Raw genomic sequence first — 12,300 nt, 5'->3', positions numbered from 1 at the left:
CTGCCGAGACGGGTCTCAGGGCTTGGTCTTCTCTGCGTCAGCCACCTGCGGCACTTGCGGCAATGCCGCGCCTTTGGGCCAGAGCATCCAGATCTGCCCCTGCTGCTTCATATCCCCGGCCAACTGCCCGGCCGCATCACCGGTGCCCCAGAACAGGTCCGCACGAACTTCACCGGCAATGGCGCCACCGGTGTCCTGGGCCGCCACCGGACGTACCAGTGCGCTGCCATCCGGGCGGGTTGTGGATAACCACAACAGGCTGCCCAGCGGAATGACCTTGCGATCCACCGCAGCGCTGTAGCCGGCCGTCAAGGGAACGTTGAGCGAGCCGCGAGGCCCTTCGTTGCTGTCCGGGTTGCGGGTGAAGAACACATAGCTGGGGTTGCTGCCGAGCAGTTCCGGAATGCGCGTCGGGTTGGCCTTGGCCCAGTCGCTGATGGCATTCATGGTGACGTCTTCTTTCTTCAGTTCGCCTTGTTCCACCAGCCATCGTCCGATCGGCCGATAAGGGTGGCCGTTCTGGTCGGCATAGGCGATGCGCAACTGCCGGCCATTGTCGAGCTGGATGCGCCCCGAGCCCTGGATTTGCAGGAATTGCAGATTCATCGGGTCGGTCAGCCATGCCACGACCGGCGCCTTGACGCCCTTGCTCTCGATGGTGGCCGCATCGTCGTAAGGCTTGAGCACCCGACCTTCGAGACGTCCGCGCAGGCGTTTGCCCTTGAGTTCCGGATAGATGCTGTCCAGGGCGACAATGATCATGTCTTCGGGGACACCGTACACCGGGATATTTGCCGTAGCCGTTTGGGTCAGGCTGCCCGGGTAGACCGGTTCGTAGTAGCCGGTGATCAGGCCGTTGGGGTTGTCGTTGGCGGCGCGCAAACCATAGACATCCAGGTTCTGCTTGAGAAATCCGCGTATTTCACCGGCGGTTTGCGGCACATTGGCGGCGGCTGCGCAGGTCGTGCCCCAGACCGGGTCGGACTTGAGTCGCGTGCAGGCGCTGCGCCACGAACCGAAGCCGGCGACAAGATCGTTGTCGGACACTGTCGGCAGTGCCTCCCATGTGGCGCTGGAGTAGGTGGCCAGGGCATGGGTTTTCGGCTTGGTGTTTTCGCCGCCGGTGCAGCCTGCGAGCAGGACTGCCATTGGCAGGGTCCAGATCAGACTGCGGCGCCATGCCTTGAAGCGGGTGTTCATGAAGTGATTCCTTTGCCGATTGCAGGTGCGTGCGATGCACTCAGGCAATCCTTATTGATAATAGGGCTATTGGTGTTTGCCGATGACGCGAGGATACTGGCGGCCGTTTCCCCTGACCTGAAGTCGAAAGCCTGAAGCCACTATGACTCTTAAAAGACTTTCCGTTGTATTGCTGGCCTGCCTGACATTGTCCGCTTGCGGCGGTGTCGATCCCAATTCGCCGCTCGGCCAGCGCAAGGCCATTTTCAAGCAAATGCTCAAGACCGGTGAAGACCTGGGCGGGATGCTGCGTGGTCGCATTCCGTTCGATGGTCCGAAATTCGCTGAGGGCGCGGTGAAGCTCGATGCGTTGTCCCATGAGCCATGGCAGCATTTTCCGCAAGTGCGCGAAGAAGACCACACCAGTGCCAAAAGCGATGTCTGGCAGAAACAGGCCCGCTTTCAGGAAATGGCTCGCACGCTGGAAACCGCCACAGGCGAACTGGTGATCGTCAGCAAGGTTCAACCCTACAAGGCCAGCAATCTCGGGCCGGCGGTGCAGAAAGTCGAAGATGCGTGCAGTGCTTGCCATAGGGAGTTCAGGGATCATTGATTGAGGGTGTCCAGTCTGACCTCTTCGCGAGCAGGCTCGTTCCCGCAGGAAAATGCATGCAGTTGCAGGAGTGAGCCCGCTCGCGATACAGGTGGCTGTGGTAGCCCCCATGCTTGAACGCTAGCTGTTCTTACTTATCCAGTTCATCCACGGCTTCCTGCAACTGCTTGCGGGATTCGGCCAGTTTGTCCTTGCGCTTGTCGATCTTCTCCGGATCGCCGTTTTTCATGGCCTTCTCGAGATCGGCCTGGCGCTTGCTGACTTCGTGCTTGGCTTCAAGCACCTTGTTTTCCCGCTCCTTTTTCAGCGAGGCATCGGTGCAGTTGGCGGTGACTTCGCTCAGGGCTTTTTCCAGGCCCGCCTGCTGCTCCGCGTTGCCACGGGACTGGGCCTGTTCGATCTGGTTGACGATGCCTTGCTTCTTGGCTGCGCAGCCGGTCAGCTCGGGTGCCTCCTCGGCCGCCATCAGCGGGGCGGCCATCACGCCGCAAAGGGTCAGCAGGGCGAGCGGTGAAAGAAATTTCATAAAAGCTCCATGTGATAAGGCAATCGTGTCACAGCGGCAATGGCTTGTTGGAGCCCGTCGGTCATGGAGGGTTCCCGGTTGAAGCGGCATTGCCGGTGGCTAAAATCCGTCAACGCCGGCCTCACGCAATCTCTCGCTCAAGTAAAGGACCTGAGGGGCGCGGAAAAAAGCGCTCAATTGCGCTGCTCGCCCCGGACCGATTCCCGTTTCGGCCTGCCATTGTTCAACATCTCGTTGCGCCAGCACCTGCCATGAATCAGCAAGTTGTGCCTGCCCTGTCGGCGGCATACCCAGGGCTTTGAGCCAGTGGGTGAAAGGGCGTTGCCGGGCATTATCGAAACTGCTCGAGAGCCGTGCTGCGGTGCGCTCGCCGAAACCGTCAATGTTAGCAAGCTCTTGGGCATCGAGGGTCAGCCAATCCAGCAGACTGTTCAAGTGACCTGCTTCAAGCAGTTTTTTCCAGGTGCCGGGTCCCACATGGGGCAGTGCCAGCCCCTGCTTGCCACTGAGCCAGGTCAGGCGCGCGAGAAACTGATCCTTGCATCCCGGTGTCGGTTGCCAGCAACTCAAGGCATGGAAATCCGTTGCCTGCGGCACATTCAACGCCTCGCGCTCCGTGCTGCGCAAGACCACCTCATCCAGTCGGGGAATGGTCAGGCCGGCCAGGCTGATGGCGACCTGGTCGCCCGGCCGAATGTCCAGTGCCTGCCAGCGTTGAAAGGAGCTGACGCTGACGCGTTTGATCTGCCGGTCATCGAGGATCACCGGTGTCAGTTCCAGCACTGGAGTGATTTTCCCGGTACGGCCAATCCTGAAGTGAACCTTGCTGACCTGCGCCAGTGCGCGGGCGAAGGGATATTTCCAGGCAACGCTCCAGTAGGGCGGCCTGGCTTGCCAGCGGTCGACGGGAGGACGATGCGACTGACGCAGGACGATGCCGTCGCTGGCGAATGGCAGGGGCGAGCGATACCAGTGATCACGCCAGTGCTGCGCATCGGCCAATGTGGTGATCGGCTGGCTGTAGTGCGCAGTGCCGGTAAAGCCCAGTTGCTCCAGCATCGCGATGCGCTCGGGCAAGCCCGCTGGACCTTCGGGCCAGTCCCAGACAAACAGCCCGATTCCTGCGGCCTGTTCGGGGTTCAACGATTTGCGCGCCATCAAGCCGGCGACCGTGGCGCGTGCGTTCAGGCTGCCTGCCTTGGCTTGTACGTGATCGGTCAGGCGCCAGTAGAGTTCGCCTTGCACCAGCAGGTCCAAAGGCTGCGACAGTTTTTGTGGAATGCCAGCGATCCGCTGCGCCGATGCCGACCAATCCTGGCCGTGTGTTCCGTCGCCGCGACTGATCGCCCGAATCAGCAGGCCGCGCTGATAGATCAGTGTCACCGCCACGCCATCGACCTTGGGTTGGGCCCAGACATCTGTGCGATCACGCAGCCAGCGTTCGACGGCTTGCCCGTCAGGGAGTTTTTCCAGGCCGGTATGAACCACAGGATGGGCAATCGTGCCGCGTGCAGTGCGCAGCGGATCTACGGACGCTCCGGTATCGAAGCAGTGTCGCCAATGGGCAAGACGCGTTCGGGACTGGTCGTAGAGTTCATCGGCGACCAGGGATTTACCCTCGCGGTGATAACTGTCGTCCCAGGTGCCGATCTGTTCTTGCAGGGCGGTGATTTCGTTCGATGCGCGTTCGGTGGGCCAGTCCGGGCATTGGGTGGCGTTGGCTTCAAGGCTGGCAAAGCCAAGCAGGCAGGTGAACAACAGGCGCGGGTTGAGGGGCATCGCGAGCATCCTTGCTCAGGGGGATGCTTGAAGGCTAGGTCAGTTTAGAGAGCGCAAGGAGCGGGTGTCTTACCGAATGTTTTGGCTGGCTTCTTCGCGGGCAAGCCTCGCTCCTACAGGTACACCGCTTTTGCTGTAGGAGCGAGGCTCGCCCGCGAACAGGGTCGGCACATTCAAAATCACAACCAACAGGCACACCGCTTTCGCGGGCAAGTCGGATCGCCGCCCGCTCTCTCCTACGGAGGGGCACAGTTTCAGGCGCAAGAAAACAAAAAGCCCCGCACGGCGAACCGTGCGGGGCTTTTTTGTACAACCGGGAGGCTTACAGGCCGGCGGCAGCGCGCAGTGCGTCGGCGCGGTCGGTTTTTTCCCAGGTGAAGGTGGTGAAGGTATCGTCACCCACGGTCTTGGTGCCCGGAATACGACCGAAGTGGCCGTACGCCGCGGTTTCCTGGTACATCGGGTGCAGCAGGTCGAGCATTTTGGTGATCGCGTACGGACGCAGGTCGAACACTTCGCGAACCAGCTTGATGATCTTGTCATCGCTGATCTTGCCGGTGCCGAAGGTGTTCAGCGAGATCGAAGTCGGCTGAGCGACGCCGATGGCGTAGGAAACCTGGATCTCGCAACGCTCGGCCAGGCCGGCAGCGACGATGTTCTTCGCCACGTAACGACCGGCGTAGGCAGCGGAACGGTCAACCTTCGATGGATCCTTGCCGGAGAACGCGCCACCGCCGTGACGGGCCATGCCGCCGTAGCTGTCGACGATGATCTTGCGACCGGTCAGGCCGCAGTCGCCCACCGGGCCGCCGATGATGAACTGGCCGGTCGGGTTGATGTGGAACTGGGTGTCCTTGGACAGCAGTTCGGCAGGCAGCACGTGCTTGACGATCAGTTCCATCACGCCTTCGCGCAGGTCGTTGTACGACACTTCCGGGTTGTGCTGGGTCGACAGAACAACGGCGTCGATACCGACAACCTTGCCGTTTTCGTAACGGCAGGTCACTTGCGACTTGGCGTCCGGGCGCAGCCAAGGCAGCAGGCCGGATTTGCGGGCCTCGGCCTGGCGCTGAACCAGCTGGTGCGAGAAGGTGATCGGCGCAGGCATCAGCACGTCGGTTTCGTTGCTGGCGTAGCCGAACATCAGGCCCTGGTCGCCGGCGCCCTGATCTTCAGGCTTGGCACGGTCAACGCCCTGGTTGATGTCCGGGGACTGCTTGCCGATGATGTTCATCACGCCGCAGGTTGCGCCGTCGAAGCCGACGTTGGAGCTGGTGTAGCCGATGTCGGTGATCACGTCACGGACGATCTGCTCCAGGTCAACCCAGGCAGACGTGGTGACTTCACCAGCGATGATCGCAACGCCCGTTTTCACCAGAGTCTCGCACGCCACTCGGGCGAACTTGTCTTCAGCAATGATGGCGTCCAGCACCGCATCAGAAATCTGGTCGGCGATTTTGTCCGGATGCCCTTCAGACACGGACTCGGAGGTGAAAAGGGAGTATTCGCTCATCTCGATGTTTTCCTGAAATTACCGATGGTGAGTGTCGCCAGCCGGTCGCTGAAAATGGCGGACCTGAATCTGGAAACCATTACGTAAGCCTACATAGAGGCTTTCCCCGGGAACGAGTCCCGCAGCGGTGGCCCAACGGGCCAGATCGTCCTGTTCAAACCCCAACCAGAGATCACCGCAGGCTTCCCTGGCCCAACTCTGGTTGTGGCTGCATAACTCTGTCACTAGCAGGCTACCGCCTGATTGCAGCAAATTGGCCATGTGCTTGAGTGCATCGGCCGGCGCGGCGAAATGATGCAGCACCATGTTCAGTACAACGCAATCGGCCCTGAGGTTGACACCATTCAAGGCATCGGCCAATTGCAGGCGGACATTAGTCAACTTTTCACGTTCGCAGACCTGGCGCGCCAGTTCGAGCATCGCCTGGCTGTTGTCCAGCGCCGTGACCTGGGTAAAGCGACGCGCCAGGTCCGGCAGAAACGCACCGTCTCCGGGACCGACCTCAATGGCCGTGGCGCCTTCGCCGAAGCTCAGTTTGTCGAGCAGGGCCACCACGCTCTCACGGTACTGCGGCAATCCGGCAATCAAATCCTGCTGGGCGCGAAACTTCTCTGCGACCCGCGAGAAAAAATCCTGGCTGGCCGCCGCCCGTTGTTCGTGAACCTGAGTGATCCGTGATTGCACATCGACGGGCAGGGTCAGTTCATCCACTTCTTCAAGCAATGCTGCATGCAACTTGCCGCCGGGCAGGCCGGTGTGAGGCAGGGCGCGACGGTAGAAAATCGCATTGCCCTCACGGCGGGTCGCTACCAGATCGGCCTGGGCCAATACCTTGAGGTGATGGCTCATGCCGGACTGGCCGATGCCGAAGATCTGCGCCAGCTCCAGCACGCCAAACGAATCGTTGGCCAGCGCGCGCAACACATTCAACCGCAGAGGATCGCCGCCGGCCTTGCAAAGGGCCGCCAGCTCATCGCAATCGTCATGTCGAATGGAGGGCACGCGCAGGTTCATAAGGCCGGCAGTCTAGTCACGCGCTGGAAGCATCGCAAGAGCAATATCAAAAAGTTTTGATATTGCTCGATAGATGGCACTTCTCGGCGCTGGCCTCGGTCCACTGACGGACGGCGGAAAGGTTTCATCAGTGGAAACCGTCGTTATCCATTGGAAAAACGCCTTCAGATGACTATCTGTCATTGCCCCGAGACGTCCGGGTGAGGGAAAATGCTCGCCTTTTTTCCGTTTCGATTATTCACCTTCAGATTCAGAACCCAGGAGATCAGCGATGCCTAGCCGTCGTGAGCGTGCCAACGCCATTCGTGCCCTCAGCATGGATGCCGTGCAAAAAGCCAACAGCGGCCACCCCGGTGCCCCCATGGGTATGGCGGATATCGCCGAAGTGCTTTGGCGCGACTACCTCAAGCACAACCCGAGCAATCCATCGTTCGCCGACCGTGACCGCTTCGTGCTGTCCAACGGTCATGGTTCGATGCTGATCTACTCGCTGCTGCACCTGACCGGCTACGACCTGTCGATCGAAGACCTCAAGCAATTCCGTCAACTGCACAGCCGCACCCCGGGCCACCCGGAGTTCGGTTACACCCCGGGTGTCGAAACCACCACCGGTCCATTGGGTCAGGGCCTGGCCAATGCCGTGGGCTTTGCCTTGGCTGAAAAAGTCATGGCGGCGCAATTCAACCGTCCAGGCCACAACATCGTTGACCACCACACCTACGTGTTCCTGGGTGATGGCTGCATGATGGAAGGCATTTCCCATGAAGTCGGCTCCCTGGCCGGTACTCTGGGCCTGGGCAAACTGATCGCTTTCTACGATGACAACGGCATCTCCATCGACGGCGAAGTCGAAGGCTGGTTCACCGATGACACGCCCAAGCGTTTCGAAGCCTACAACTGGCAAGTGATTCGCAACGTTGACGGTCACGATCCGGAAGAAATCAAGACTGCGATCGAGACGGCACGCAAGAACGCACAGCCAACCCTGATCTGCTGCAAGACCACCATCGGTTTCGGTTCGCCGAACAAGCAAGGCAAGGAAGACTGCCACGGCGCCCCGCTGGGTGACGCGGAAATCGCCCTGACCCGTGCGGCACTGAAGTGGAACCACGGCCCGTTCGAAATCCCGGCGGACATCTACGCCGAGTGGGATGCCAAGGAAGCCGGCCGCGCCGTGGAAGCCGAGTGGGACCAGCGCTTCGCGGCCTACTCCGCTGCCTTCCCTGACCTGGCAAACGAACTGATCCGTCGCCTGAGCGGCGATCTGCCGGCCGACTTCGCTGAAAAGGCCGATGCCTACATCGCCGAAGTGGCGGCCAAGGGCGAAACCATCGCCAGCCGTAAAGCCAGCCAGAACGCCCTGAACGCATTCGGCCCGCTGCTGCCTGAATTCCTCGGTGGTTCGGCTGACCTGGCAGGTTCCAACCTGACCCTGTGGAAAGGCTGCAAAGGCGTCAGCGCCGAAGATGCCAGCGGCAACTACATGTACTACGGCGTGCGCGAGTTCGGCATGACCGCCATCATGAACGGCGTTGCCCTGCACGGCGGACTGGTGCCTTACGGTGCGACCTTCCTGATGTTCATGGAATACGCTCGCAATGCGGTGCGCATGTCGGCCCTGATGAAGCAGCGTGTGATCCATGTCTACACCCACGACTCCATCGGTCTGGGCGAAGACGGCCCGACTCACCAGCCAATCGAGCAACTGGCCAGCCTGCGCAGCACGCCGAACCTCGACACCTGGCGTCCAGCCGACGCCGTTGAATCGGCGGTGTGCTGGAAGTACGCACTGGAGCGCAAGGACGGTCCTTCGGCCCTGGTCTTCTCGCGTCAGAACCTGCAGCACCAGACCCGCAATGCCCTGCAGATCGCCGACATCAGCCGTGGCGGTTACGTGCTCAAGGATTGCGCGGGCGAGCCTGAGCTGATCCTGATTGCTACCGGTTCGGAAGTCGGGCTGGCTGTTCAGGCTTACGACAAGCTGACCGAACAGGGTCGCAAAGTGCGCGTGGTTTCCATGCCGTGCACCAGCGTGTTCGATGCCCAGGATGCCGGCTACAAGCAATCGGTTCTGCCGTTGCAGGTCAGCGCCCGTATTGCGATCGAAGCTTCCATCGCCGACTACTGGTACAAGTATGTCGGCCTTGAAGGTCGCGTGATCGGCATGACCACTTACGGTGAATCGGCGCCGGCTTCCGCCCTGTTCGAAGAATTCGGTTTCACCCTGGACAACATCCTGGGTCAGGCTGAAGAGCTGCTGGAAGACTAAGCACGACGCGGCGACCACCGCGATCCCCTGTAGGAGCGAGCACGCTCGCGATGGACGTCAACGAAAACGCGGGAAGCCTGACACCCCGCGGTGCTCTGTCCTCCATCGCGAGCGTGCTCGCTCCTACAGAGTGTTGTGTTGTTAACGAGATCGAGAACCCTCATGCCCCAACCGCGTCCCTACAAAGTTGCACTCAACGGCTACGGCCGTATCGGTCGTTGCGTCTTGCGTGCGTTGTTCGAGCGAGGAGCGGATGCCGGGTTCGAGATTGTCGCGATCAACGACCTGGCCGATATGGCCAGCATCGAATACCTGACGCGCTTCGACTCCACGCACGGGCGTTTTCCCGGCGAAGTGAGGGTCGACGGCGACTGTCTGCATATCAATGGCGACTGCGTGAAGGTCCTGCGCAGTGCCACTCCCGAAGGCATCGATTGGGCGTCCCTGGGCGTCGATCTGGTGCTGGAATGTTCCGGCGCTTATCACACCCGTGAAGATGGCCAGCGTTTTCTTGATGCGGGCGCCCCCCGGGTGCTGTTTTCCCAGCCGATGGCCAGCGAGTCGGATGTCGACGCCACCATCGTCTACGGCGTGAACCAGGATTGCCTGAGCGGCGACGAGCTGCTGGTGTCCAACGCCTCCTGCACCACCAACTGCGGCGTACCGTTGTTGCGTCTGCTCGATCAGGCCGTTGGCCTGGAGTACGTGTCGATCACCACGATTCACTCGGCGATGAATGATCAGCCGGTCATCGATGCCTATCATCATGAAGACCTGCGTCGCACCCGCTCGGCGTTTCAATCGGTGATCCCGGTGTCTACCGGGCTGGCGCGCGGCATTGAACGCCTGTTGCCGGAACTTGCCGGGCGAATTCAGGCCAAAGCCGTACGTGTGCCGACGGTCAACGTCTCCTGCCTCGACATTACGATGCAGACGGCGAGCGATACCGACGCCACCGAGGTCAACCGGATCCTGCGCGAAGCTGCGACCAGCGGCCCGCTCAAGGGCCTTTTGGCCTACACCGAGCTACCCCATGCAAGCTGTGATTTCAATCATGACCCTCATTCGGCCATCGTCGATGCCAGTCAGACCCGCGTTTCCGGCCCCCGGCTGGTGAACATCCTGGCCTGGTTCGACAACGAATGGGGTTTTGCCAATCGAATGCTGGATGTTGCAGAGCATTATCTGCAGACAGCGATTCCAACAAACAAGTAATCCAGGAAGTACGACCCATGACCGTGTTGAAGATGTCCGACCTCGATCTGCAAGGTAAGCGCGTATTGATCCGCGAAGACCTCAACGTCCCAGTCAAGGACGGTGTGGTCACCAGCGATGCGCGTATCCTGGCTTCGCTGCCGACCATCAAGCTGGCCCTGGAAAAAGGTGCGGCGGTGATGGTCTGCTCGCACCTTGGCCGCCCGACCGAAGGTGAGTTCTCGGCCGAGAACAGCCTCAAGCCAGTGGCCGACTACCTGAGCCGCGCCCTGGGCCGTGAAGTGCCGCTGGTGGCGGACTACCTGGGTGGCGTCGACGTGAAGGCCGGCGACATCGTGCTGTTCGAAAACGTGCGCTTCAACAAAGGCGAGAAAAAGAACGCCGACGAACTGGCCCAGCAATACGCTGCCCTGTGCGACGTATTCGTGATGGACGCGTTCGGCACCGCTCACCGCGCCGAAGGTTCGACCCATGGCGTGGCCAAGTTCGCCAAGGTTGCCGCGGCAGGTCCGTTGCTGGCCGCCGAACTGGACGCGCTGGGCAAGGCCCTGGGCGCTCCGGCCAAGCCAATGGCCGCCATCGTTGCCGGTTCCAAGGTGTCGACCAAGCTCGACGTGCTCAACAGCCTGAGCCAGATCTGCGATCAGTTGATCGTCGGTGGCGGCATCGCCAACACCTTCCTGGCGGCTGCCGGTCACCCGGTCGGCAAGTCCCTGTACGAGCCTGACCTGCTGGACACCGCCCGCGCCATCGCCGCCAAGGTCAGTGTTCCGCTGCCGGTGGATGTCGTGGTGGCCAAGGAGTTCGCCGAAAGCGCTACGGCCACTGTGAAGCTGATCGCCGACGTGGCTGCCGACGACATGATTCTGGACATCGGCCCGCAGACCGCGGCGAACTTCGCCGATCTGCTGAAAGCGTCGAAGACCATTCTGTGGAACGGTCCGGTCGGTGTGTTCGAATTCGATCAGTTCGGTAACGGCACCAAAGTACTGGCCCAGGCCATCGCCGACAGCGCTGCATTCTCGATCGCAGGTGGCGGTGACACCCTGGCCGCCATCGACAAGTATGGCGTTGCCGAAAAAATCTCCTACATTTCCACCGGCGGTGGCGCATTCCTCGAATTCGTCGAAGGCAAAGTGCTGCCAGCCGTCGAAGTTCTGGAAAGCCGGGCCAAGGCCTGAGGGTCGCCCGTTTGACCAGGCAAGGGAGTGTTCAGATGGTCAAGACGCTAGCGTTGTTGATCGTCGCAGGATCGCTGGCCGCTTGCGGGAGTCACCCGCAAGCCACGCCGGAATCTGCGCCGGCCGCACCACAAAATGGTTGCTACCAGGCCGACTGGCAGGCAGAAACCAATCCGGTGCTCAACAAGCGGTCCGGGCCTGAAGGCCTGGACAAATACGAGACACAGACGCCCGCCAAGGAACATGGTTGTCCTTGACGGGTCTGACTCTTTACACGGGGCCGGCGGCGTTCACCGCGGGTTAAGGAACACGGATGAAAGGCTTGATCGCCGTTGCGGCGTTGGGATTGTTGAGCGGTTGTGCGCAATGGAACCCGTTTCAGGCGTCCGCACCGGCGGATAACTGGACGACATGGACATGCGACAGCCAGGCCAAGGTGGTTTGGCGCTACACCGATGACAGCCGCAAGGAGGTCGATGTACGCCTGGGTGGCGCCGATCAGGTTCATCGCCTGAAAGAAGAACCAGGCGCGTCCGGTGTGCTGTACAGCGACAACATGCTGGCGTTTCACGTCAAGGGTGAAGAGGGCCTGGTTTACTGGGTCGCCACCAATGATCTGATCGGCCGTGGCTGCAAGGCGGATTAATTGAAACACCACAGATCCATTGTGGGAGCGAGCCTGCTCGCGATGAGGCCGGCACATTCGATATCGATGTTGAATGTGCAATCGCAATCGCGAGCAGGCTCGCTCCCACATGGTCTGTGCAGTTCCAGAGATTTCAGCAGTACCGAATCAGCAGCCCGGGCCTCGACCCCCGATCTGCAATAACTTGAATAGCCGCCGCCGCTACGGCAGGCTGGCACGATTAACGACCCTCAACCGGGAGAGAGACCCACAATGGCACTTATCAGCATGCGCCAGATGCTGGACCACGCAGCCGAGTTCGGCTACGGCGTTCCAGCCTTCAACGTCAACAACCTTGAGCAGATGCGCGCCATCATGGAAGCCGC

Annotated in this window: 12 protein-coding genes; 7 read left to right on the top strand and 5 right to left on the bottom strand. The window is 60.8% G+C overall.

What is annotated here, in order from left to right:
* Nucleotides 1-15: 15 nt before the first annotated feature.
* A complete protein-coding gene (gene mltA / locus ACQKP2_RS09160) occupies nt 16-1,200 on the bottom strand; it encodes a murein transglycosylase A (protein ID WP_427575952.1) in 1,185 nt (394 codons plus the stop codon).
* A gap of 142 nt (nt 1,201-1,342) precedes the next feature.
* On the opposite strand from mltA, the gene ACQKP2_RS09155 reads away from it, so the two are divergent.
* The gene (locus ACQKP2_RS09155) at nt 1,343-1,792 is read left to right on the top strand and encodes a c-type cytochrome (RefSeq protein WP_427575951.1); all 450 of its coding nucleotides are present in this window, start codon (nt 1,343-1,345) and stop codon (nt 1,790-1,792) included.
* A gap of 130 nt (nt 1,793-1,922) precedes the next feature.
* On the opposite strand, the gene ACQKP2_RS09150 is transcribed toward ACQKP2_RS09155, so the two are convergent.
* The 4 genes from ACQKP2_RS09150 to ACQKP2_RS09135 all read right to left on the bottom strand — a co-directional run bounded on the left by ACQKP2_RS09150 (nt 1,923) and on the right by ACQKP2_RS09135 (nt 6,624).
* On the bottom strand, nt 1,923-2,318 hold the full coding sequence (locus ACQKP2_RS09150) for a DUF1090 domain-containing protein (RefSeq protein WP_427575950.1): 396 nt from the start codon (nt 2,316-2,318) through the stop codon (nt 1,923-1,925).
* A gap of 99 nt (nt 2,319-2,417) precedes the next feature.
* On the bottom strand, nt 2,418-4,097 hold the full coding sequence (ligB, locus tag ACQKP2_RS09145; protein WP_427575949.1) for an NAD-dependent DNA ligase LigB: 1,680 nt from the start codon (nt 4,095-4,097) through the stop codon (nt 2,418-2,420).
* A gap of 322 nt (nt 4,098-4,419) precedes the next feature.
* Nucleotides 4,420-5,610, bottom strand: coding sequence for a methionine adenosyltransferase (gene metK / locus ACQKP2_RS09140; RefSeq protein ID WP_427575948.1), 1,191 nt, complete (start codon nt 5,608-5,610; stop codon nt 4,420-4,422).
* 18 nt (nt 5,611-5,628) lie between these two features.
* On the bottom strand, nt 5,629-6,624 hold the full coding sequence (locus ACQKP2_RS09135; RefSeq protein WP_427575947.1) for an ArsR/SmtB family transcription factor: 996 nt from the start codon (nt 6,622-6,624) through the stop codon (nt 5,629-5,631).
* A gap of 271 nt (nt 6,625-6,895) precedes the next feature.
* On the opposite strand from ACQKP2_RS09135, the gene tkt reads away from it, so the two are divergent.
* The 6 genes from tkt to ACQKP2_RS09105 all read left to right on the top strand — a co-directional run.
* The gene (tkt, locus tag ACQKP2_RS09130; RefSeq protein WP_427575946.1) at nt 6,896-8,893 is read left to right on the top strand and encodes a transketolase; all 1,998 of its coding nucleotides are present in this window, start codon (nt 6,896-6,898) and stop codon (nt 8,891-8,893) included.
* Nucleotides 8,894-9,055: 162 nt separating this feature from the next.
* Entirely contained in the window at nt 9,056-10,108 is a 1,053-nt protein-coding gene (gene epd, locus ACQKP2_RS09125) for an erythrose-4-phosphate dehydrogenase (RefSeq protein WP_427575945.1), read from the top strand.
* Nucleotides 10,109-10,125: 17 nt separating this feature from the next.
* Entirely contained in the window at nt 10,126-11,289 is a 1,164-nt protein-coding gene (locus ACQKP2_RS09120) for a phosphoglycerate kinase (protein WP_427575944.1), read from the top strand.
* Between the two features lie 35 nt (nt 11,290-11,324).
* A complete protein-coding gene (locus tag ACQKP2_RS09115; RefSeq protein ID WP_427575943.1) occupies nt 11,325-11,546 on the top strand; it encodes a hypothetical protein in 222 nt (73 codons plus the stop codon).
* A 56-nt stretch (nt 11,547-11,602) separates the two neighbouring features.
* Complete coding sequence (locus ACQKP2_RS09110; RefSeq protein WP_427575942.1) at nt 11,603-11,935, top strand: MliC family protein; 333 nt, start codon at nt 11,603-11,605, stop codon at nt 11,933-11,935.
* A gap of 252 nt (nt 11,936-12,187) precedes the next feature.
* On the top strand, nt 12,188-12,300 hold a 113-nt coding region (locus ACQKP2_RS09105), incomplete at its 3' end, for a class II fructose-bisphosphate aldolase (RefSeq protein WP_208540549.1).

The organism is Pseudomonas sp. NPDC089569 (assembly GCF_050280625.1).
GTDB lineage: Bacteria > Pseudomonadota > Gammaproteobacteria > Pseudomonadales > Pseudomonadaceae > Aquipseudomonas.
Note: the sequence above shows the minus strand (reverse complement) of the source record. Positions and strands in the feature narration are given on the sequence as shown.